Here is a 22,285-nt window from a genome sequence, read left to right as displayed (position 1 = left end):
TTTTACTTTTTTTATATTAATTGTGCATGAATACGAAGACTTCTTTTAAACCAGAGATTGCACAGAAATTTAAAAAACAGCCCTAATCATCTTTAATTTTTAGATACAATAATGTCATATCATCAAACTGTTCACAATCCCCAATATAATCATTAATATCATCTAGCAACGGCAATATAGGGTCAGAATCACTTTTAAAATTATTGAAGAAATTTATAAGCCTTTCTTCACCAAACATTTCATCGTTTTTATTATTTGCATCAGTTATTCCGTCAGTATAAACCACTACAGCATCCTTCAATTTAATTTCATCCTTTTTAAACTCAAAATCTTCCAAGATTCCCAATACAATACCTTCATCAACCATTAAATATTCAAATTTATTATTGTGTTTAATTAATGGAGGATTATGGCCCGCATTTGAAAATGTTAATGTATGTGTGGCCTTATTATAGATTCCAAGCCATAATGTGATAAACATTACCTCAGAATTATTCTCACATATCTGATTATTTAATTCAAACAATACTTTAGACGGATCCTTTTCGTGGCGAAGCAGTTGTTTTATAATAACCTGAGTAATTGTTGCCAGAAGTGCTGCAGGAACACCTTTACCTGAAGCATCACCAATTACAAGAGCCAAATTATCTTCATCTAACTTATAATAGTCAAAAAAGTCTCCACCGACTTCTTTTGCAGGACGAGAATATCCATTAACCTTAAACTGTTTTTTATCAATGGCTTCGGTCGGAAGATTAGCCTGTTGAATTCTTGTGGCTATATCAAGTTCTGCCTTGATACGCTCCTTTTCACCTTCAATTTCGCGAATATTTTCAATATAACTATTATTGTGATTGATTAAATTAGTGTAACTTCGAGCAAGAGTTCCTATTTCATCATCATCTTCCATATAGGGAGAGTAAATGTCCAATAGACCTTCCGTTTCGATTTTTTGATTTTCATGAATAAAATTTTCAATCTGGGAAAATGAAGTTAGGGGATTGATTACCCTATTTTCAATGTATCTTAAAACCGAAAGAGATGGAATTAAAAATATCAATAAGACAACGTCAATTATTAACAGCATTGATATTGCAATATCTTCCAACTCCAAAGGAACATAATAGTCCACAACAGCAATTAATACTTCATCAGATGATATTATAAACCCAAAAATGGCTAAAATCAAAATCATTATAAAAAATCTCTGCATAACTGATTCGGGGATTGAATTAGAAGATATCTCTAAAATATCTGACGTGAATGGTTTTGTCAAATATGCAAATAACAGCACAATGAGGAATATCAACTCTGCAAGTACAATAATGCTATCCAATTTAAAAGTATAACCAGTGATGAGAACAACCAAAGTTGAAACAATCAACACCCACCCCAAAACAGAATATAACTTCTTATTTAATTTTTTTTTTGATTTTTCAGGAACATGATAAAAATTAAACTTTTTTGAAAGCCATATTCCAATAATTCCAAAAATAAAAGATGAATTTATAAAGTTTAAGAAATATCCCATACCAATAGCATCAGTTATATCAGCAATATTTGGAATTGTTAAATAAATTAGCTTCTGATGCATAACTGCATATAATGTTGAACATATGAGTATTATTGCAAAAAACAATAGGATATGGGAAGTATCATTTAATCTGGGTTTTGTAATGGGAATATTCATTATTTTTTCATACCATAACTTATAGGCCAAATAAGAAATTCCAAATCCGATAATTGCTGAAGGAACCGCAACTATTAAACCGTATCCCCTAATTAAATCACATAAAAAATTTCCAAATACAGAACCAATAGCTCCATAAGGCCCTAATAATAATCCGGAAATTAATAAAACTCCCACATGAGGTGAATAACCTAAACCAAAACTTTTTCCAATGCCTAAGTAATACACACCTAAATTAAAAATTAACATTAAAATAAACGGTATAAATATTTTTTTTAGTTTTGATTTCATCATTTCCCTCAGAAAATAATCATTAGCATTATAATAATACTCTTTAAAAACAACTATATTAACTTTTTAGAATAATTTTACATTTTTGAATGCAAAATGTTGATTGTACGGACAAAAAAACAATATAAATACTATTATTTACAAACTATTTTCATTCAAAAAGAAAATCAATAAAATTCAGATAGTATGACAAACCCTTCAGTTATTTCAAGAATTGCCAAGTTAATTTTGAAATTTACAAAACCGAAATATATGGACTCCAAAGAGGAAGTTGATGAATTTTTATCCAAAAAATCACATCAGCCGAATAAATCCATAAAAAGCATTTTCAGAAGTTTTGATTTTAATGGAATGCAGGTTTTCACCTATGGAAATAGTGAAAAATCAAAAAACATTGTACTATACATACATGGCGGAGCATATGTAAACGAAATTAACTATCAACACCATTTATATTGCATGAAGCTATCACGAAAATTAGATGCATTTGTACTTGCACCTGTTTACGGACTCGCTCCTTTGCATAAATGGCAAGAAACTTTTGAGGCCATCACGCAATTATACGAACATGCACTTGAAGGCAATAAAAACATCACATTAATGGGTGACTCAGCAGGCGGAGGATTTGTATTGTCATTTGCACAATACCTAAAAACAACTGATTTAGCTCAACCAGACCACATTATAGTATTTTCACCATGGGTAGATATTTCAATGGGCAACACTCCATTTGACAGTGAAAATGATCCTATTTTAGGTGAAATCGGTTTAAAAGAAATTGGAAAAAGCTGGGCCGGAAATCTGGATACCAAAGATTACAGAGTCAGTCCGATTTTTGGAGACAATGACGGACTTGCAAAAACACTGATATTTGCCGGAACTGATGAAATATTTTATAAAGACATTGTAAAATATGTAGAAAAACTTAAAAAAAGCAACGTAAATGTAAAATTAATCACAGGCAAAGACCAATTCCATATTTATCCGTTATTCCCCATTCCAGAGGCAAAAAAAGCATTTAGACAAATAGAAAAAGAATTGTTAGAGAAATAACTCCAACTATTCAAAATCTTTTGCATGGTCACTGGCACTGCTTCTTACAGACTCAACTGAAGAACCCTTATTTGACCCACTTACAACAACACCCTGGTCATTATAATAAACATTGTATTTTTCATCATAGTGGACTGAATCCCCGGATGAACTGGATGAGGAAGATTGGGATGTTGACTGGGTAGAATAACTACTTTGAGATGTTGTAGTCTCTTCAGGTGTGTCATCTTCAATAGTTATTACAGTATTAGCACTGCATGGTCCATATTTATCATTTCCATCGTATTTTACGATTACACTGTGATTACCAGGATCTTCATTAGATAATGTCAGATATCCTTTACCATTACCATCCGTAACAACAGAATAGTTTTCTGTTTTGTTGCCGTCATCATATAAAATGGTTAACTGTTCGCCGGAAATAGGATTTCCCTGCACATCTTTAAGTTCAAATTCTACATTATCGCCATTTTTTATAGTGCTATTGCTTAAAAAGGTTATTTCGGTACCCTGTTGACCGGTTCCAAAATGTGTAAATGCAAGAACGCCCCAAACAGCAATAATTAAAACTATTAAAATAATTATAATAGCATTTCTATTCATGATTGCACCTGCAAAATTCTTTATCAATTTAAGTTTAAACTTCATCATAAATAATTATTACACATTTTTGAAAATATAGTCCGAAATTTAAAAAAAATAAGGAGATAATCAAATAATTATCTCATGTATAAAATGTATTTTCCGAATCTTGGAATTCTATAAATAATAGCTGCAGCAGTGAAACTTAATATTACCAATAAAATCCAAAGAATTATAGCTTTAACCGGTTCTGTGACTGGTAATTGAACAATAAACGGAAGTAAAGGTAATCTAAACAAGTTGTGTATTAAAAATACCGCAAATGAATATTTGGACAATACTTTAACACAACTGTAAAATCTGACTTTTTCCTTTCTTGAACATAATTCAAATAGTGAAAATGATCCCAATAAAATGAATGGGAATTCATACCATAAGAAGAAATCATAACCTATTACGAATGCATAATATTGGAATCCGACACAAATTAAAAAGGAAACTATAGCAAGTAACGCCAGTTTATAGCTTGAAATATGTTTAAAGTTACCTTTTTTAACAAGATATCCCAATATAATATAAATTCCATAGATTCCTCCGCTAAAACCAAGGCAATATTGAATAGTTACACCGGAAATTCCATGCATATCACAGATAAGTGTGACGAACGGCAGCAGGAATGCCAAAAGAGTAAATACAATACTTGCCTGATAAATTGTACGAACATCAAAGTGTTTTAAGGCACTTGCAACAAACGGCATGGAAAGATACATTCCGATAATCATCGGCATATACCACATGTGAGAGTAGAACAGATTTCCTGCCTCTGCAAAGTTTACCTGGGCACTTCCAATAGTAATAAACTGCAAGCTGATAACATAAATTATCGCCCAAAGTACTGTAACAATAATCAGACCTTTACAATTTTTACTCCAAAACTTCTGAGTTTTCTCATCATCATAATGCCTATCCAGCAACAGATAACCAGTAATCATCAAAAAGAACGGAACCCCGATACGGCCAATAAAAAGAGATGCGAAATTAAAAATCCTTGAATAAATAGTATAGTTAGTTATCGCATCTGAAGATATGATGTATATCCCATCAGTAGCATGAATGTATAATACTGTCAGAATAGCTATTGCGCGAACAAGGTCAATCCATTCAATCCTAGTTTTACCCATATATTTTCTCCAAATAAAATTTGATACAATAATATATAGTTTTCATTATAATTAAATAGTTTAGTTAAATACAAATTATATTGCTTTGAAATCCGTGCAATTCTAAGATAATATGTTGTAAAATCTTACAAATACACAAATTATTTTAGTTACAATTTTCTTGCAAACAACAAATAACCGCTATGGCCAACCATACGTGTTTTAGGCCTTATTCCATGTTGGCGGATTTCCAATCCCCTCTCAAAAATTTCAATGATATCAATATCATAAAATCCGACTTTTTTCGCTATACGGTGAGACAATTTGGCCTGATCGATGTAAGGAGCATAAACTGCAAGCCATCCCCCAACGTTTAAAGATTCCAAAACGTCTTCAAATATTTCAAAAGGTTTTGGCAAATCCAGAAAGACCAAATCGATGTCATCCTCATCGATTCCATCCTTGATATTCTGATTTTTAACTTCGATATTTTCAATTCCGAAGTTTTCTATGTTTTTCTTTGCAACCTGGGCAAAATCCTCGCGTATTTCATATGTAAATACCCTGCCTTCGGGACCGACAACATTTCCAAAGTTTAAGGCAATAGCTCCGGCACCGGTTCCGGCATCAACTACCCGTGAGCCTGCACCCAAACCGGTATGTGCCAATACATAACCTATGTCCTTTTTTAATAGAATGGAACATCTTCTCTCCATCAAATCTATAAAATCATTGATGTTAGGTTTTACGATTTTAAATGTGTGGTCGAGATGACTTTTAATTTCATCTCCGACTTCCGCATTCTCCAAAACGTCTGCTTTAACAATTCCCAAATCACTTTGAAATTCCTCACCGGACTTTAAAATATACTTTTTACCACGTTCATCTAAAATCATTTTCATTTTTAACACCTAATTTTCAAGTTCCGCCAATCTTTTTACTCTTTTCAATGAATCAGGGTGAGTGGACAGCAATTCCATAATCCCGTTTTTGGTGGAGATTTTAACTTCTGAATTTGCAAGTCTTCTTAACTCTTCATCGGAAATTTTTCCATCGCCGTCAAAGTCTATTTGCTTGAAATCAATTATATCATTCTTTGCATTATTTACATCATTTACAAAGAAAGCCCTGTTTGTATTTACCTCATCAATTGTTTCCTTGCTGCATTTTGCTGCTCCATAAGAAAGTTTATATAAAGCGGATACTAAAGAAGCAGGACGATTTCCGAACTCAACACTCGCCTCATCGGCATAATATTCCCTTGTCCTTGAAATAAACAATACCAGCAATTGTCCGATTAAGTAGAAAAAGTAACCTACAATTCCGACTATAATTACGCTACCGTTCCTAGCGTCTCCTGAAAACATGAATGACAAGGCAACATAATAACAAATCATTGGAATTACACTAACGGCTGCAGTTACGGCCATGTCATTATGTTTGATATGACCCATCTCATGACCTAAAACTGCTCTTAACTCATCATAGTCAAGTAAGCCTAAAATAGGACGAGTAATTGCAATGTGTCCGCTTTTAGATGATCTCCCATATGCAAACGCATTAGGAATATTAATTTCTGACAGACCGATTTCGGGTTTAGGAACACCGGCTTCCTGTGCAAGTTCTGCCACCATTTTATGAATATGAGGTGCTTCCGCTTCGGATAAAGGTCTTACATTCATTGAACGTTTTACTATAGAAGGTCCGAACCAATATTGTAAAAATACAATTAAAACACTCATACATCCATACAATAACCAACTTTTAATTCCCAAATACCACCCTACAAGCAGAACCAGGAAATATACGATAGAAAACATTACCATATAGGTAAGTATCATTCTTAATCTGAGTTTCCATGTGCCTCTCATTTTTAACACCTTAAAATATTACTTTTCAAATGCTGTCTCAATTAAATTATATATACTAATTTCCCATATAAAAACATTAACCAAAAGTTAATTATTAACCTAAAACATAACATTTTACAGTAACAAAATGGTGATTAAATGAGCGGACCATGGGTAGAAAAATATAGACCACAAAAATTAGAAGACATTGTAGGACAAAAGCAAATCATTAACAGACTTGAAAAATATGTAGGCGAAGGAAGCATGCCTAACTTAATGTTTACAGGTCCTGCAGGTGTCGGTAAAACAACCACAGCCTTAGCTTTAGTAAAATCCATCTTAGGAGAATACTGGAGACAAAACTTCCTGGAGTTAAATGCATCCGATGCAAGAGGAATCGAAACTGTAAGAAACCAGATTAAAAATTTCTGCAGACTCAAACCTGTCGGCGCTCCATTTAGAATAATCTTTTTGGATGAAGTAGACAACATGACTAAAGACGCTCAACACGCTTTAAGACGTGAAATGGAAATGTATACAAAAACCGCTTCATTTATACTTTCATGTAATTACTCATCAAAAATTATCGACCCGATCCAATCAAGATGCGCAATATTCAGATTCGCTCCAATAAAAGGTGAAGAAATTAAAGAAAGACTGCAGTTTATCTGTGATGCCGAAGGATTTGAAGCAGATGACAAAGGTCTTGAAACAATAGTTTATTTTGCCGAAGGAGACATGCGTAAGGCCGTTAATGTCCTGCAGGCCGCAGCCTCTGAAGGGGAAACAATTACTGAGGATTCTGTTTATGAAGTAGTATCCAAAGCAAAACCGCAGGAAATTGGAAATATGATTAATAAAGCATTGATAGGTGACTTTTTAGGTGCCAGAACCATCTTAAGAGAAACCATGGTACTTCAGGGAACCAGCGGAGAGGATATGGTTACTCAAATTTATCAGGAAGTTTCCAAAAGAGTCGTTGAAGGCAAAATGGAACCTGACTTTTACATTGATTTAATTAATTCAATAGCCGATTGTGATTTTAGAATAAGGGAAGGAGCAAATCCAAGAATCCAACTTGAAGCTCTGCTAACCAAATTCATTTAAGGTATAGAAATGTTATGGACTGACAAATACCGACCGCAAACATTAGATGAAGTAGTTGGTAACAATAAAGAGAAAAAAATAATCCAGGATTGGGTTGGAAATTGGAAGAAAGGCAATCCCCAGCAACCCCTGCTTTTAGTTGGACCTCCAGGAATTGGAAAAACCACCCTTGCACAGGTAATTGCTAAAGAGTTTTCCGAATACATTGAGCTTAACGCAAGTGATAAACGTTCACAGGACGTCATTAAAAGTACAATTGGAGAGTCCTCATCATCAAGGTCACTGTTTGGAGATGACTATAAACTGATTATTATGGATGAAGTTGACGGAATTCACGGTACCAATGACCGTGGGGGAGTCAAAGCTATTGGAGATATAATTAAAAACTCCAAACATCCTATGATTTTAATTGCCAATGACTTTTACTCAAAACGTCTTCAGTCAATAAAGCCTAAATGTACCGTTATTAAAATGGCTAAAGTGAGAAGCCCAAGTATAAGAAAAGCCCTGAAAGAGATAGCTGAAAAAGAAGAAATTAAAGCTAATCCGAAGGCCTTGGACCTGATTGCTAAAAAATCAAATGGTGACATGCGTTCTGCAATAAATACTTTTCAGGCATTAGCTGATAAAGATGAAATACTAGAACCGAAGGCTGTCGAAGATTTAAGAACTAAAGATGACAGATCAGATATTTTCAATGCAATAACCGGTGTTTTAAAAAGTAAAAATCCTCAGCATGTAAGGGAAGCCCTGAGAGTGGATGAAGACCCTACTTTGGTGATGGAGTACATAGCAGAAAATATTCCTAGAGAATACACCAAAAAAAGTGAAATCAAAAAGGCTTATGAAAACATTGCGAAAGCCGATTTGTACTTTGGAAGAGCCCAAAGCAGCAGAAATTACGGTTACTGGAGATATGCAAGTGACTTTATGGGAATCGGAGTAAGTTCCTCCAAAAAGGAAACCTATAAAAAATTCACAAAGATTCAGACCCCAACCATTTTTACACTGATGGGCCGTAACAGAGGCAAAAGAAACCTAAGAGATGGAATTGCCGAGAAAATGTCTGGAAAAATGCATATTTCACATTCAATAGCGATTTCAATGTTTCCATATTTGGAGATAATGTTTAAAAATGATGAGCTTGCATGGGAAATTTCAGACTTCCTGGATCTTGAAGAAAATGAAATTAAACGTTTCAGATCCAAAAAGATTCCTAAAAAAGTTGTCACTAAAATGGAAAAGCAGAAAGCTCAAATGAGAGTTGAAGAACGTGACAGAAGATTTGAAGAACTTCAAAAACAAATGATGGAATCAGTTAGTGAAGAAGTAAACCAAGAAGATGAGGAACTTCCATTTGAAATTCCTGGAATCAGTAACGTTGAAGAGGAAACAATTGAAGAAGAATCAAATCAAAAAGAAATCCCTGAAGAGGAAATAATTGAAGAAAAAACTGTTGAAGAGGAAAAGCCTAAAAAGAAAACTGACAAGCAAGTTTCACTTTTCAGTTTTTAGTTTATTTTCAATATATTCGCTGGCACTGACAACATTCTCTTTGTATTGGGGAGCGACATCCTCTAAAAATTGAGAAAATGCAATTGCCAGTTCATCATTATTTTTATTTTCTATAGTATCCCTACCATCCATTTCTAAAAATGAATTAATCCACTCCAAAGGCACATTCACTAAAGGATAGATTTCGCTGGTTTTATCTCTAAACCTTAAACCTTCACCCCGGAAAATGCTTGAAAAAATATTGTTTACCTCATCATCCAAAATTACAGGATTTACAGCCAAATCATAATTCCCCTCATAAACCAGTTTAACACCATATTTTCTGGTGTATGGTTCCAGCAATAATTCAATGATAAAATTATCCTTAGGCATCAATATTTTTGAGTTAGGCTTGATTTCCAAAGCGAGATGCTTTGATGATTTTGAGCATATCTTTTGAAACAGACTGCTTCTTACAACTTCAATATCCGGATACTGCTTGTTGAATGTAGCTTCGCGGGTTCTTGAAAACTTTGAAAATCTCAGGTTGTTAATATAGATTTTTTGAGGAGTATATGAAATGAAACGAGTGTCAACACCAATTATTTTTAGAAATTTCAATACATCCTTTTTGGATGTTGTAAACTCTTCTGAATCTTCAGTTAAACCAGATATATCAAACATTAAATCCATATTATCTTCCCAAATGTCTATTAAGTGCATCTTCCATTACATCAATAGGCGCATCCATACCGGTCCAGATTTTAAAGCTCTCTGCTCCCTGATAGAGTAACATCTTAATTCCATAAACAGGTTCTGCACCTGCTTTGATGGCCTCTTTTAGAAGTACGGTTTCATTAGGATTGTAAACCGCATCAAATACAACCAAATCCCCATGCATATTCTCAGCTTTTGCAATCGGTTCATCGTCAATGTGAGGATCCATTCCCAGAGGAGTAGTGTCGACCAGAATATCTGCATCTTTTAAGTAAGTGTTGATTTGAGAAATTGAATCTGATTTGACATCACTTATCAAACCTGAATTTGAAATATCCCTAGCCAAGTTTTGAGCTTTATCGACATTTCTGTTTAGAATTGTTATTGAACTGGCACCAAACTTAGCAAGATAAAATGAAATAGCTCTTGATGCTCCACCGGCACCTGCAACAATAACATTTTTGTCTTTAACAGAGGTTACTTCTTCAATAGCCCTTATTGCACCAATTCCATCAGTATTATATCCTTTAAGATTATTAAAATCGATAGTGTTTACAGCACCAATAAGGCTTGCAACATCATCAAGCTCATTTAAATGCTGCATCACTTCAATTTTGTGGGGAATAGTGACATTGAATCCTTTAATGTTTAATGCCTGTGCTCCATTTATTGCACTTGAAACATTTTCAGGTTCGACATCAAAAGCAACATAAGCCCAATCCATACCCAAACTTTCAAATGCGGCATTGTGCATCGGTGGTGAGAAACTGTGTTCAACAGGATGGCCAATCAAACCTACAATATTTGTACTACCTTTAATATTCATATATTATTAATTGATTAAAGGTTATACTAAAAACTTTTTAGTCTCCTCATCGAACTTGTTATAATCTGATTTGAACACCTTATCCTGAATAGGCCTGAATTTCTCATACTCCAATTTGACAAATTTATCAACTTCTTTTCTTGAAATTTTCCATTTTCCTTTCAATACTGCATATTCATAGAATTCTAAAAACTTATCGAGTCTTTCTGACCAATCTTTCATGCTCATTGGAATCTGTCTTTCAGCTCTGTCTTCAGCATAGTCCAAATACATGCTTACAACACGATTAAGAGTTTTCAACTCTTTTTCTGTAAGATAATTTTTAGCTACTTTGGCATCCCTCAACAGTATCTTTCCGTCTGGTGCTCTGGACCATGTTGTCAAACCCATATGTTCTTTTTTGCTGTCTGCCCTTTCATGAATGATTTCAGGAGCAGTTAGGCCAACAACAACATAATGCAGTTTGTTTTGAACTTTTGCATAGAATTCTTTTGTTATTTGGGCATTTTTGTTATAATCATAAGCGGTTGTGAACAAATCAGTTACTTTCTCATATACTTTTCGCTCAGAAGACCTTATCTCACGAATAACATCAACTAATTCTTCAAAGTACTCTTCAGTGAATTTTCCACCATTAATAAGAATGTCCTTGTCGATGACAAACCCTTTTCGCATGTATTGCTTTAAAATATTACGGGACCATTTACGAAAGTGAGTTGCCTTTTTTGAATTGATTCTGTATCCGATTGAGATGATTGCGTCAAGATTATACCATATTTGGGGCCTACCGCCCTTTTTAGAGTTTTGTGCGGATTCCTTACTAAACTCTAAATCATCCTTAAAAAGTTCATTAGAGCTTATACTTACTTCTTTTTCTTCAAGCTCGCCTTCCTGAACAATATTAGAAAAATGCCTAGATATATTTGATTTATCAGTGCCAAAAATCTCAGCCACAACTGTTCTACTTGCCCACAAGGTTCATCACCAATAATAAATTTGCCTTCTACAGCACCCTCTTCACTTTGATACAGCAAGGTATCAACTAATTTATATTTTACCATTTTAATCCTCCTTAGAGATAATTCAATTAGATAATGTGCTTACAGCAAGTTAAAAGTATTTTAAGTGCAAAAATGCACAAAAACACAGCTATGCTGATGTGTAAAAGCACACCTCCAAAACTTATTTAACAATTATACATCAAATTATTAACAAATTATCCGAGAGCATTTGAAAAGTAATTGAACAAAGTTATATAATACCTAAAAAACATAATTATATTATAATAAATTTAATCATAGGAGAGCAAAAATGGAATTTACAAGACCAAGGGGTACTAGGGATTTCTTATTTGATGAAATGAGGCAGAGAAAAAAAGCAGAAAGTACCTTAAGAAATGTATTCGAAAGTTACGGTTATCAGGAAATTAAAACCCCTTTATTTGAAGAATTAAAATTATTTACAACAAAATCCGGAGAAGAAATTGTCAACCAACTGTACAACTTTAAGGACAAGTCCGACAGGGAACTGACCTTAAGGCCGGAAATTACCGCTCCGGTTGCCCGATTATACCTAAACGAACTTGAAAAGACTTCCACAAAACCTATTAAACTTTATTATTACGGAAGTTGTTTCAGATATGAAAGACCTCAAAAAGGAAGATTCAGACAATTCTGGCAATTTGGCTGTGAACTGATTGGAGCAAAATCACCTCAGGGTGAAGCCGAAGTCATTGCACTGTGTACAGATGCGATTAATGCTCTGGGAATTACAACAGCAGACGTTAATCTAAACCACCTTGGAATCATCAGAGGACTTTTCAGACACTTTGAGATATCAGCCGAAACCCAAAGGGAAATAATGGTTGTCATTGATAAGGGAGACAAGGATTTGTTAATTGAATCCTTAAGCGGAGACGAACCTGTTATTGACAATGATGAGTTAAACCAAATACTTTTAAAACTCATTGACTTGGTTGGAGACAAATCCATTTTAAGTGAAGTTGATGAATTGCTCGAGCCTTATGATGAACCAAAAGAAGCTTTAGATGAATTCAAACAATTAATCGAACTGTTAGAATCATTTAATGTTAACAACTACACCCTTAACTTAGGTGTTGCAAGAGGTCTTGACTACTATACCGGAATCGTGTTTGAGATTTACGTTCCCGAACTCGGTGCCCAAAAACAAATCTGCGGCGGAGGATCATACAATCTGGTGAAACTCTTCGGAGGCCAGGAAGTTGAGTCCACAGGATTTGCACTTGGTTTTGACAGATTAATGAATGCAATAGAAGAGCTAACTGATGCAGAAGATTTGCCTTCACATTTAGATATTTATGTTGCACCAATTTCAGAAAGCGTAAGGCCTAAAGCTTATGAAATCACACAACTTTTAAGGCACAACGGCATTAAAGCCGATGTTGATTTGAACGGCAAAAAATTCAAAAAGCTGATGAATTATGCCGATAAGATTAAAGTTTCAAAAATAGCTATAATCGGTGAAAACGACCTTAAAGAAGGAAAAATTACTATAAAAGATATGGTAAGCGGAAACCAGGAACTGGTTGACATTGACGATATTATTGATTATTTAAAAGAGGAATAACTATGGAAATTAACTTCAGACACGAAATAAATGGTGTGAAAGTTATAACCGCAATTGCACAGGACGCAGATACAAACCAGGTGCTGATGCTTGCAAATATGAATAAAGAAGCGCTCATTAAAACAATCAAAACAGGCAAAGCCCACTACTGGAGCACTTCAAGAAATCAGTTATGGTTAAAAGGAGAATCTTCAGGACACTTTCAGGAAGTTAAGGAGATTCTTGTCGACTGCGACATGGACGCAATAGTTTTAAAAATTAAGCAGGTAGGCGCCGCATGCCACGAAGGTTATCTTTCATGCTTTTTTAGAAAAATCAACACAGAAAACGATGTAGATATTGATGATTTAAAAGATGATGACCTTGAAGTCATTTTAGAGAGATTAGTAAACCCTGACGATGTGTATTAAGATGAAATGCATAATACCTGACACAAGCGCAGTTATTATTGGTGCTGTAAGCGAATTGATAGAAAACGGAGACTTTGACTATCCGGAAGTTATTGTACCTGAAGCTGTAGTTTGCGAACTAGAACATCAAGCCAACGCCAAAAGGTCTGAAGGTGCAAAAGGGTTGGCGGAGCTTCAGAAACTTCAAAAAATGCAGGATGGCGGCGAACTGGCCATTACATTTAAAGGCAAACGGCCAACCAACTATGACATCAAATACGCCAAAAGCGGAGAGATAGACAGCATCATAAGAGACCTTGCAAGATCAGAATTTGGAACATTGCTTACAAATGATAAAGTCCAGGCTGAAGTTGCAAAAGCACAGGGAATACCGGTTTATTATTTTGAACAGAAATATACCCATAAAGCCTTATCAATCGAGAAATTTTTTGATGAAAACACAATGTCAATTCATTTAAAGGAAAATGTTGCTCCAATGGCTAAAAAAGGAACTCCAGGACACATTGATTTTGTAAAACTTGAAGATAAACCTTACTCCTATTCCCAACTTAAAAATATCGTGGATGAAATTCTTGAAAAGGCACATACCGATTCAAAAACATATCTTGAATCCGACAAAGAAGGATCCTTTGTTGTTCAGTCAAGAGAATATAGGATTTCAATAGCTTATCCTCCATTTGCCGAAGGCCTTGAAATAACTGTGGTCCGCCCGGTTGCAGATATTGATTTGGATGAATACCATTTATCCGAAAAACTTCTTGAGAGAATTAAAACCAGCGCTGAGGGAATACTGATATCAGGTTCTCCGGGAGCCGGAAAATCCACATTTGTTCAGGCTATTGCCAAATACTATTCAAGCGAATTAAATAAAATTGTAAAAACAATGGAATCTCCAAGAGATCTGCAATTGGATGATGAAATAACACAATATGCTCCACTGGAAGGAAGCATGGAAAATACTGCTGATGTACTGTTGCTTGTAAGACCTGACTATACCATTTATGATGAACTCAGAAAAAATACTGATTTTAACATTTTTGCTGACATGAGGCTTGCAGGAGTTGGTATGATTGGTGTTGTCCACGCAACCCGCCCAATCGATGCAATTCAGAGAATCGCTTCAAGAGTGGAACTTGGAGTAATACCTTCAATTGTAGATACAAGCATCTATATTGAAGACGGCGAAGTAAGAAGTGTTTATGAGACAAAAATGACCGTTAAAGTTCCAACCGGAATGAAGGAAGCTGACCTTGCAAGACCTGTTATTGAAGTAAGGGACTTTGAAACCGGCGAACTTAAAAATGAAATCTACACTTACGGAGAGCAAACCATCGTAATGGATATGGATTTAGTAAACGGAACATCTCAGGAAGGTCCTAACAAGTCATCTGTGGATGTTATTGCGGAAAATGAAATCTTGCGAAAAATTAAAAGGATGCTTCCGAAAAAGGCCAAGGTGGATGTTGAAGTAATCTCACCTGAAAGGGCCAACATTTACATTCCCGATCAGTATGTACCTAAAATCATCGGCAAAAACGGTAAAAGGATAGCTGAAATCGAACGTGAAATCGGAATCAGCTTGGGAGTGGAAGTCATTGATGAAAAACCGATTGATGAAACTCCTTTTGAATTCGATATAATTCATACAAGAAAACAGATGATTTTGGATTTGGGAAGAGAAAACGGAAGGCAAAACTTTGATATCCTAATTGAAGGAGAATACCTGCTTACCGCAACCACTTCAAAAAAAGGTGAAATAAAAATCAGAACCGGAATTGAATTGTCAGACTTCATCCTGGAAGCTATTGAAATGGGATTGAAAATTACGGCTGTGCGAAAAAAGTGATATCATGAAAATTGGCGCATCAACTCTAGCAGGAATAGAAAATACATTGGAAGAAACATTGGAATTTATTGAAAATCTGGGAATTGAATACGCCGAACTGGTACATCAGTTCCCTACAGAAAATATTGACATTGACATTTTAGAAACCTATAATCTCAAATACAGCATCCATACTCCATTTATGGATGTAAATATTGCCGCATTGCAAGATAAAAGCAGATTAAATTCAATTTCACAAATTAAAGATTCAATAGATTTTGCAAATAAGATTAATGCGGAAGCCGTAGTGGTTCATCCGGGATTGGCCTCATTTTTGGCTAAAAAATACTTCCTTGACAAAGTTTATAGCATTGCAAATGACTCAATTAAAGAGATTGGAGAATATGGACATGATTTGGGTGTTTTAACCACAATAGAAAACATGCCCACTTTTGATGCAATGATTTATCAGGACATGAAAAAATTAGATGACCTTCTGGTATCTCTTGATATGGCAATGACCTTGGACATAGGCCATGCAAACCATGCGGGATACACCGCAGACGAAATGTATTTTGATTCAATTAAACACATACATGCCCATGATAATTTTGGTGATGATGACGCACACCTTACATTAGGTGAAGGCTCTATTGAATTAAACACAATAATCAACAATCTTGAGAAAAATAATTATGATGGCATCTATATCATTGAAGTAAATGACTTCGATTCTATCAAAAAAAGCTATGATTATATGAAAAAAAATTTTAAGATTTAAATTAAAGAAGTTTCTTTTCTTTAATTTCTTTTTGGAAATATAGATATTCAGATTCAACTACTTTTCTAATGCTTTTTGCAGTTTTTTTACCTATACCTTCAACTTCCTGAAGTTCACTTTCAGAAGCATTGATTACCTTTTCAACTGTACCGAAGTGCTGCAATAATGCTTTTGCATTTACAGGCCCTATATTAGGCAGAGATTCAATTATGAATAGCTGCTGTTCCCACAGGCTTGTCGGTTTTTTATCTGTTCTGATTTGAATATGTGTTTTCTCGCCTGTCTGTTCACGAACTGCAATTCTTTTTATCATAGCGGCAGTATCCTCAGAGTTTCTTGTAGGAATGATGCTTATTCCAAAATCTATTGCTATTGCCGCAATGGTTCCCCGGACTGCATTCGGATGAATCATACCATTATAGATATCATCGCCTTCAAGAATTAGCAATGGTCTTTTAAACTCTTCCGATAATTCACGAGCCTGCTTAAACAACCTTTTATCGATGATCGAATCAACGAAATCTTTAGCTGTTTTCCTCTCTATGACAACTTCGTCACTTACCTGATAATCACCAACTGCCATGGAATGAACCTTAACGTCAATTTCCATTTCAGACAAATGTCTGATTACTTTGGAATTTCCTTCCCTTGAATCAGCATAAACTACAGGACGGCTATCTTCAACTTTCGGCCTTTCAAGAACTTTTACTTTCTTTTCATTTTCCATCCGCTCAATTGCAGATGCATTCAATTCTTCCAATACATCAGGGTCAATTAACTGATTTTTCATTTGAGCTTCCTTGTTGACACTTGACCAGTAATAGCCCTCGTCTCTTGTTCCCATAGTGATTAATACTTTAACACGACCTGTTCTTTTACGGCCGGTCCTTCCACGTCTTTGAATCATTCTGACTTCTGACGGAACAGGCTCATACAATACCACCAAATCAACAGCAGGAATGTCTATACCTTCCTCTGCAACACTGGTTGACAGCAGAACATCATATTCTCCCATTCTGAAAGCCTTAATTATTGCCTTTTGTTCTTTTTGAGTCAGGCCTTTTTCCCCATCTTTTGATGCCTGTCCAAAGAACTTTGCAGATTTGATGCCTTCCTTTTCAAGTTTTTGGTGAATCATCTCCAGAGTATCACGATACTGCGTAAACACGATGATTTTTGAAGACTTTTCATCCTCATTTTGAGCAAATCTGGTGGATTGAAGTTTGGTTTGACCGTCATCAGTTCCCAGTTCCTTTTTAAGAATATTGGTTATTTCCCTTAACTTCGGATGTTCCCAGCCGTGACGCTCAGCTTCACGGGCCATTTTAACTGCCCTTCCAAAATTATCATCCCACATCAGTGATTTGGCAGCCTTGGTTTTCTTTTTGCGCAAACGGGAAATATACTTATTGAAGGTTTGAATGCCCTGAGTTTCAATTAACTCCTGTGAATGCTGAATATTAATGACCGCACTCAAAATAGAAATTGCCTGAAACAAGTCCTTATCGGGATTGACTGATCTTGCAATTTCTCCCTGAACTCTTCCCCTTGCTTTCAGGATATCCACTTTACCTACAGAAACCGTTTTTATAATTCCCATGTTTTTTAAAGCTTTTAGCCTAACTTTTAAAGCCTTGTCTATGTAGCCTTTAATCTTTTCAAGCTCAGAGCTCATTTTTACCCTAATCCAGTCAATTTCAACCGGATTGAAATATGGTCTGACATCACTGTCATCTTCAGTTTTAACAACAATGTTTTGAACGTAGAGATTTTCACAGACTTCCTTAATTTTTGCCTTATCAGAACCAGGTGAAGCGGTCAGACCCAATATCAGGTTATAATTGGATTCCTGAACATAACGGGAAGCCAGATATACATAGGAATATGACCCGACACCATGGTGGCATTCATCAAAAACAATTAGTGAAACATTGCTTAAATCATATCGTCCGTTCAACAAATCAGATTCGACAGTCTGGGGAGTTGCACAGATTATCCTTGACTCTTCCCATCGTGTAACCCTCTCATCAGTTTTTACTGCACCAGTTATGGAAGTGCATGGAAGTGTTAAAAATTCCTTAAAACTAGCTTCATGCTGAATAGCCAGCGGTTTGGACGGAGCCAAAACAAGCACCTTTGAATTTTTTACCTTTTGAAGCCTGTCTGCAGCAACCAAAATAGCAACAATGGTTTTACCAAGTGCTGTAGGTGCAACAACCATGGTATTTCCTTTTTTTAATACATCCCCTGCTAAAACTTGCTGATACAATCTGGATTCGATTGAATCTTTCTTGATTAAGGGATGAGATATATAACTGGCCATAATAGAAATTTTGTATTTAATATTTATAAATGTTTAACGAGAGCATTTGAAAAGTAATCCCTGCAAGTTACCAAAAAGTTACTGAGTAACTTTGAAGTTACAAAAAGCCTTTATATATCCTAAAATAAACTATAACCAACAAACAATTAGGAGATACAAAAAATGAGCGATGTAATAAATTTTTTAAAAGAAAACTCTTTAATATACTTAGCAACTAGCGGACTTGATGGAAATGCAAAAGTAAGACCAATCCTATTCTACTTTGAAGAGGACGGAAAACCATACTTCTGTACTGCAAACAACAAACCAATGTTTAAAGAATTGGATGCAAATCCAAACTGTGAAATCGTAACTGCAACACCTGAATTTGTATGGTTAAGAATTTCCGGTGAAGTTGAATTTACAGACAGCGTAGAGTTAAAACAAAAAGTAATCGATTCAAATGAACTTGTAAAAGCATTATATGAAACTGGCGATAATCCGGTATTTGAAGTATTTACAATCAATGGAAAAGCAACTATCGCTGACTTTTCAGGCGAACCACCAAAAACATATGAGATTTAGTAACATTACCGTTACTAATCTTATAGTTCAAAAACAAGATCCTTAAACTTGGTTGCGGCCTCACCAATAGCTATAACCATTTCGCAATCCAAGTTCAATGCTTTTTTAAGACCATCACGAACCTCTTCTCTTGAGGCACCCAATGTTCCTGTTTTTTCAAAATCATCTACATGATTTAAAAAGATTCTATCATTCAGTTTAGGATTGCCTTTTAGCTTTTCAACAGCTATCTTTTGTGAAGCGACAGATGCCGGTACAATGAATTTTGAGAATTTCAACACGCTGTTGAAAATATCCAAATCTCCGATATAACCGGATTCTGATGAAACAGTAATGACTGTTGTAAAGTCTCCAAACAATTTTTTAAACTCTTTTAAGACTGTTTCCACACCGGCAGGATTGTGAGCATAATCAACAAAAATATCTTTTCCCTTTACTTCACCTACCTCTTCCATTCTTCCGCTTACGCCTGTGAAACTGGCAATTGAAGGTAGGATTTTATTATATGGAATATCCAGGAAATGATGAGCAGCAATGATGACACCGGTTAAATTGTAAACATTGTGAAGGCCATCGACTCCCATTTTGACTGTTAATTTTTCAGTTGGAGTGTGCAAATCGAAAGTTCTGTTCGGCAAATCCACATTTGTTGCAATATAGTCAACCTGAGGGGTTGTAATGCCGCACTGACAGAAGTAATATCCGCATCCGGAAATTATTTCTTTAACAGCTATTTCGCGTCCGCAAACACATTCCTTCATTCCGATTGAATCCGGAAGTTCGTCAACACCAAATGTAATAATTTCGCCTTTAAAGTCCAGTTCTCTTAAAAGTCCCATAATTGTCGGGTCATGACCGTTGACAATAAGCTGACCGATCTGGAGTTCTTTTATGAATTCCCCTTTAACATTGGCATAATCCATAAAGCTTCCAAGGTCATTTAAATGATCAGGAGTGATATTTGTAATAAGACCGCCGGACATTGACGTATTTTTCACGATTCTTCCAACAGTTCCCGGAACGCCGAATGTTCCAACTTCCAGGATTCCAACATCCCCATTTAACCTTGACTGCAATATTGGAATGAACTCCGCATTTCCCTGCATTCCTTCCAAATCATGTTCACACGGTTTAATTCCGTTATCATAAGCGATTTTTTTAAGCAATGTTGTGGTTGTGGTTTTGCCGTTTGTACCTGTTATTCCGAACACCGGTTTTTCTGGTTTAATCATGTCAATAACATCACACAACTCCAAAATAGGCTTTTCGCACTTTTTCAGCATTTCAGAATCTTTGGATAAGCTTGCAGGAGGAATAATATAATCTGCCTTTTTGAAAAATTTTTCAGGAGTATTACCATAATAAACCTCAATATCATAACCTTCCAGAGCCTTTGCAAACCTGCAATCTTTTTTAAATGCCAAATCAGTTCCGATGACATTAAATCCTCTTTGTTTAAGAATTCTTGCGATTAAATTACCATTTGCTCCGCAAACGCCAATAACACCGAAGGTTTTATTTTTATTCATACTTTTTACTCCCTTTTTCCAATCCTTTCATAATCTTATCAACAGTTGTCAGCCTGTCGTATGCTATAAGCGGACCCATATGCAGGATAATGTCTCCAGGCATGGAATATTTAAAAGTCAGCTCGGCAGCCTTTTCTATATCCTCAACAGCAACCTTTTCAATGTTCGGATTTGTTATGGCGTCCAAAATCTCATAAGCCGCCTCCATTTCCACTTCCTGAGTAACTTCATTAAATCCGCTGGCTATAACAACCTTAATATCATATTCACTTACAAGCCGTCCGACTTCAGGCTTGTCTCTAACAGACAATGTATCAAAATGATCAAGGAACAAAACAACGCTTTCATCTTTAAAGTAATCAAGGGTTATTTTCATTCCATCATATAAAAATGCAGAATCAAGTATTACTTTTCTGCCGTTATACTCACCAACATCCTCCATATGAGCAGGCATACCTTTAAAAACTGTTAATGCATCGATAATATCCTTTTTATTGACGCCATATGTTAGAGCTACAGCAGAAGCCGCAACGGAGTTTTCAAAGAAATAGCTCATCATGTTAAAAGGAGTTGTAAATTCATCTTTACCATATTCAATGGTTAATGACTTGTCTCCAACGGTTCCTTTAAAATCAACATCTTTGTCCAATGCATAAAAAATTGCATCATCACGGACAGTTTCAATAATTTCCCTGCAGGAGTTGTTTGCAATGAAAGTTTCACTCATGGCCTGCAGAACCAATTTGCGTTGCTGGTATTTTTCCAAAGAGCCGCCGAATTCAGATAAATGGTCTTCTGCAATATTGGTTAAAAGACCTATTTTAATATCAAGCCTATCTAAAAGGCCGATTGTACCATGAGGAAGTTCAAAAATAGCTATGTCACATTCTTCAGCCTTACCCTTAACAATTCCATCAATGATAGCTTCTGAAACCAGATTATTTACAAGAGATGAACAGGACCATACATTATATCCTGCCTGTTTAAAAAGGCTTGTTGTGATAAATGTAGTGGTGGTTTTTCCCATAGTTCCAGTAATCCCAATAATGTCTGCCGGAATCAAATCATTGACAATTTTTGAGAACTCTTCATTGGTTAGGACTTTAATATCAGAATCATTGATTAATTGTGCTATTGGAGCTGAATCAGGTAATGTAGGTGGCTTATAAACAGCTTCAAAACCATCAAGAGAAGGATTTTTATTTGCCAAATCCAGTTTGACTCCTTCCTTTTCCATTTCAATTAAACTTCTTTGAAATTCAATTTTAAATTCAGAAATGTCTTTTAAATCTGTTATGACAACACTATGGCCTAAATAATTTAACAGTCTTGCAACAGGCCTACTAGCATTTCCAGCACCAACAACTAAATAATTCATAATTGTCTTCCTCACAATTTCATTAGTTTAATTTATTGATTTTATTTAATTTAAAGTTTTAAGAAAAAATAAGTTTTTAAAAAAATAAGAATAAAAGA

19 protein-coding genes are annotated in these 22,285 nt (G+C 35.1%); 8 read left to right on the top strand and 11 right to left on the bottom strand.

The annotated features are described in order from the left end of the window. Positions 1–82: 82 nt before the first annotated feature. Complete coding sequence (locus IJL02_RS07455) at positions 83–1,939, bottom strand: SpoIIE family protein phosphatase (protein ID WP_292814209.1); 1,857 nt, start codon at positions 1,937–1,939, stop codon at positions 83–85. 228 nt (positions 1,940–2,167) lie between these two features. Here IJL02_RS07455 and IJL02_RS07450 point away from each other — a divergent pair, with 228 nt between their 5' ends. After that, on the top strand, positions 2,168–3,034 hold the full coding sequence (locus IJL02_RS07450; RefSeq protein WP_292814206.1) for an alpha/beta hydrolase: 867 nt from the start codon (positions 2,168–2,170) through the stop codon (positions 3,032–3,034). A gap of 6 nt (positions 3,035–3,040) precedes the next feature. Here the strand turns inward: IJL02_RS07450 and IJL02_RS07445 are convergent, their stop codons facing one another. From IJL02_RS07445 to IJL02_RS07430, 4 genes are all read right to left on the bottom strand, one after another. After that, positions 3,041–3,637 carry an Ig-like domain-containing protein gene (locus IJL02_RS07445; protein WP_292814203.1) on the bottom strand — a complete coding sequence of 199 codons (597 nt, stop codon included), beginning with the start codon at positions 3,635–3,637 and terminating at the stop codon, positions 3,041–3,043. A gap of 116 nt (positions 3,638–3,753) precedes the next feature. Further along, the gene (locus IJL02_RS07440) at positions 3,754–4,797 is read right to left on the bottom strand and encodes an acyltransferase (RefSeq protein WP_292814200.1); all 1,044 of its coding nucleotides are present in this window, start codon (positions 4,795–4,797) and stop codon (positions 3,754–3,756) included. 149 nt (positions 4,798–4,946) lie between these two features. Further along, a complete protein-coding gene (locus tag IJL02_RS07435; protein WP_292814196.1) occupies positions 4,947–5,678 on the bottom strand; it encodes a tRNA (adenine-N1)-methyltransferase in 732 nt (243 codons plus the stop codon). 9 nt (positions 5,679–5,687) lie between these two features. Continuing rightward, positions 5,688–6,647 (bottom strand): zinc metalloprotease HtpX, encoded by a 960-nt coding sequence (locus IJL02_RS07430; protein WP_292814193.1) that lies wholly within the window; start codon positions 6,645–6,647, stop codon positions 5,688–5,690. Positions 6,648–6,785: 138 nt separating this feature from the next. Here IJL02_RS07430 and IJL02_RS07425 point away from each other — a divergent pair, with 138 nt between their 5' ends. Beyond that, positions 6,786–7,733 carry a replication factor C small subunit gene (locus IJL02_RS07425; protein WP_292814190.1) on the top strand — a complete coding sequence of 316 codons (948 nt, stop codon included), beginning with the start codon at positions 6,786–6,788 and terminating at the stop codon, positions 7,731–7,733. A gap of 9 nt (positions 7,734–7,742) precedes the next feature. Continuing rightward, positions 7,743–9,248, top strand: coding sequence for a replication factor C large subunit (locus tag IJL02_RS07420; RefSeq protein WP_292814187.1), 1,506 nt, complete (start codon positions 7,743–7,745; stop codon positions 9,246–9,248). On the opposite strand, the gene IJL02_RS07415 is transcribed toward IJL02_RS07420, so the two are convergent. Genes IJL02_RS07415 through rhuM form a run of 3 tightly spaced genes read right to left on the bottom strand, consistent with a single transcriptional unit; the run spans position 9,231 to position 11,745 of the window. Next, on the bottom strand, positions 9,231–9,920 hold the full coding sequence (locus IJL02_RS07415) for an ATPase (protein WP_292814184.1): 690 nt from the start codon (positions 9,918–9,920) through the stop codon (positions 9,231–9,233). The two genes, IJL02_RS07420 and IJL02_RS07415, sit on opposite strands and share 18 nt — an antisense overlap. Position 9,921: 1 nt before the next feature. Continuing rightward, the gene (locus IJL02_RS07410; RefSeq protein WP_292814181.1) at positions 9,922–10,770 is read right to left on the bottom strand and encodes a shikimate dehydrogenase; all 849 of its coding nucleotides are present in this window, start codon (positions 10,768–10,770) and stop codon (positions 9,922–9,924) included. A gap of 21 nt (positions 10,771–10,791) precedes the next feature. After that, positions 10,792–11,745 carry a RhuM family protein gene (rhuM, locus tag IJL02_RS07405; RefSeq protein WP_292814177.1) on the bottom strand — a complete coding sequence of 318 codons (954 nt, stop codon included), beginning with the start codon at positions 11,743–11,745 and terminating at the stop codon, positions 10,792–10,794. A gap of 336 nt (positions 11,746–12,081) precedes the next feature. Between rhuM and hisS the strand changes: the two genes are divergently transcribed. From hisS to IJL02_RS07385, 4 genes are read left to right on the top strand one after another with little or no spacing between them, the layout of a single operon-like run. Next, entirely contained in the window at positions 12,082–13,377 is a 1,296-nt protein-coding gene (hisS, locus tag IJL02_RS07400; protein WP_292814174.1) for a histidine--tRNA ligase, read from the top strand. A 2-nt stretch (positions 13,378–13,379) separates the two neighbouring features. Beyond that, positions 13,380–13,787, top strand: a complete 408-nt coding sequence (hisI, locus tag IJL02_RS07395) for a phosphoribosyl-AMP cyclohydrolase (RefSeq protein ID WP_292814169.1) — start codon at positions 13,380–13,382, stop codon at positions 13,785–13,787. A gap of 1 nt (position 13,788) precedes the next feature. After that, positions 13,789–15,633, top strand: a complete 1,845-nt coding sequence (locus tag IJL02_RS07390; protein WP_292814164.1) for a PINc/VapC family ATPase — start codon at positions 13,789–13,791, stop codon at positions 15,631–15,633. 4 nt (positions 15,634–15,637) lie between these two features. Continuing rightward, positions 15,638–16,393 carry a sugar phosphate isomerase/epimerase gene (locus IJL02_RS07385; protein ID WP_292814161.1) on the top strand — a complete coding sequence of 252 codons (756 nt, stop codon included), beginning with the start codon at positions 15,638–15,640 and terminating at the stop codon, positions 16,391–16,393. Between the two features lies 1 nt (position 16,394). Here IJL02_RS07385 and IJL02_RS07380 read toward each other — a convergent pair whose 3' ends face one another. After that, on the bottom strand, positions 16,395–18,716 hold the full coding sequence (locus tag IJL02_RS07380; protein WP_292814158.1) for a DEAD/DEAH box helicase: 2,322 nt from the start codon (positions 18,714–18,716) through the stop codon (positions 16,395–16,397). A gap of 162 nt (positions 18,717–18,878) precedes the next feature. On the opposite strand from IJL02_RS07380, the gene IJL02_RS07375 reads away from it, so the two are divergent. Continuing rightward, positions 18,879–19,280, top strand: a complete 402-nt coding sequence (locus IJL02_RS07375) for a pyridoxamine 5'-phosphate oxidase family protein (protein ID WP_292814155.1) — start codon at positions 18,879–18,881, stop codon at positions 19,278–19,280. Positions 19,281–19,300: 20 nt separating this feature from the next. On the opposite strand, the gene IJL02_RS07370 is transcribed toward IJL02_RS07375, so the two are convergent. Continuing rightward, positions 19,301–20,809, bottom strand: coding sequence for a Mur ligase family protein (locus IJL02_RS07370; RefSeq protein ID WP_292814152.1), 1,509 nt, complete (start codon positions 20,807–20,809; stop codon positions 19,301–19,303). Then, positions 20,802–22,187: a Mur ligase family protein gene (locus IJL02_RS07365; protein WP_292814146.1), complete on the bottom strand. Its 1,386-nt coding sequence runs from the start codon at positions 22,185–22,187 to the stop codon at positions 20,802–20,804. Before IJL02_RS07365 ends, IJL02_RS07370 begins: the two co-directional genes overlap by 8 nt. Positions 22,188–22,285 lie beyond the last annotated feature (98 nt).

The organism is Methanobrevibacter sp., from assembly GCF_017427765.1.
In the GTDB taxonomy this organism is placed as follows: Archaea; Methanobacteriota; Methanobacteria; order Methanobacteriales; family Methanobacteriaceae; genus Methanocatella.
The sequence above is the reverse complement of the archived record's forward strand: the minus strand, read 5'-3'. Positions and strand labels throughout refer to the sequence as shown.

Excerpts from the sequence above, each read along its gene's own strand:
- IJL02_RS07455 (WP_292814209.1), bottom strand. The coding sequence starts at position 1,939 with ATGTTAATTTTTAATTTAGGTGTGTATTACTTAGGCATTGGAAAAAGT.
- IJL02_RS07450 (WP_292814206.1), top strand. The coding sequence starts at position 2,168 with ATGACAAACCCTTCAGTTATTTCAAGAATTGCCAAGTTAATTTTGAAA.
- IJL02_RS07445 (WP_292814203.1), bottom strand. The coding sequence starts at position 3,637 with ATGAATAGAAATGCTATTATAATTATTTTAATAGTTTTAATTATTGCT.
- IJL02_RS07440 (WP_292814200.1), bottom strand. The coding sequence starts at position 4,797 with ATGGGTAAAACTAGGATTGAATGGATTGACCTTGTTCGCGCAATAGCT.
- IJL02_RS07435 (WP_292814196.1), bottom strand. The coding sequence starts at position 5,678 with ATGAAAATGATTTTAGATGAACGTGGTAAAAAGTATATTTTAAAGTCC.
- IJL02_RS07430 (WP_292814193.1), bottom strand. The coding sequence starts at position 6,647 with ATGAGAGGCACATGGAAACTCAGATTAAGAATGATACTTACCTATATG.
- IJL02_RS07425 (WP_292814190.1), top strand. The coding sequence starts at position 6,786 with ATGAGCGGACCATGGGTAGAAAAATATAGACCACAAAAATTAGAAGAC.
- IJL02_RS07420 (WP_292814187.1), top strand. The coding sequence starts at position 7,743 with ATGTTATGGACTGACAAATACCGACCGCAAACATTAGATGAAGTAGTT.
- IJL02_RS07415 (WP_292814184.1), bottom strand. The coding sequence starts at position 9,920 with ATGGATTTAATGTTTGATATATCTGGTTTAACTGAAGATTCAGAAGAG.
- IJL02_RS07410 (WP_292814181.1), bottom strand. The coding sequence starts at position 10,770 with ATGAATATTAAAGGTAGTACAAATATTGTAGGTTTGATTGGCCATCCT.
- hisS (WP_292814174.1), top strand. The coding sequence starts at position 12,082 with ATGGAATTTACAAGACCAAGGGGTACTAGGGATTTCTTATTTGATGAA.
- hisI (WP_292814169.1), top strand. The coding sequence starts at position 13,380 with ATGGAAATTAACTTCAGACACGAAATAAATGGTGTGAAAGTTATAACC.
- IJL02_RS07390 (WP_292814164.1), top strand. The coding sequence starts at position 13,789 with ATGAAATGCATAATACCTGACACAAGCGCAGTTATTATTGGTGCTGTA.
- IJL02_RS07385 (WP_292814161.1), top strand. The coding sequence starts at position 15,638 with ATGAAAATTGGCGCATCAACTCTAGCAGGAATAGAAAATACATTGGAA.
- IJL02_RS07380 (WP_292814158.1), bottom strand. The coding sequence starts at position 18,716 with ATGGCCAGTTATATATCTCATCCCTTAATCAAGAAAGATTCAATCGAA.
- IJL02_RS07375 (WP_292814155.1), top strand. The coding sequence starts at position 18,879 with ATGAGCGATGTAATAAATTTTTTAAAAGAAAACTCTTTAATATACTTA.
- IJL02_RS07370 (WP_292814152.1), bottom strand. The coding sequence starts at position 20,809 with ATGAATAAAAATAAAACCTTCGGTGTTATTGGCGTTTGCGGAGCAAAT.
- IJL02_RS07365 (WP_292814146.1), bottom strand. The coding sequence starts at position 22,187 with ATGAATTATTTAGTTGTTGGTGCTGGAAATGCTAGTAGGCCTGTTGCA.